This window comes from Burkholderia sp. MR1-5-21, assembly GCF_053427715.1.
The window spans coordinates 1-273 of record NZ_JBSAXD010000169.1; the positions used below are offsets into that span (position 1 = coordinate 1).

The 273-nt window shown below is 64.5% G+C and carries 1 protein-coding gene; it reads left to right on the plus strand.

Annotation, left to right across the window (positions count from 1 at the left end; all coding sequences use genetic code 11):
* On the plus strand, positions 1 to 273 hold a 273-nt coding region (locus ACV229_RS40920), incomplete at both ends, for a group II intron maturase-specific domain-containing protein (protein ID WP_448088710.1).

Consider the following 273-nt stretch of genomic DNA (forward strand, 5'->3'; position numbering starts at 1 on the left):
CGAACTGTGGCGCAGGGCGGACGATCGGATCAAATGCGCGGTCGCCCGAAAGGCACTGGAGACGTTCAAGCAACGCATCCGGGAACTGACTCGCCGCTCGGGCGGGCGAAGTCTGCCGGAGGTGGCGGAGCGCTTGAGGGCCTACATGCCGGGGTGGCAGGCGTACTTCCATCTGGCACAAACGCCCAAGGTGTTCCGCCAACTCGACGAGTGGATCAGGCACCGGCTGCGTGCAGTGCAGCTCAAGCACTGGCGTCGAGGTACGACGATGTA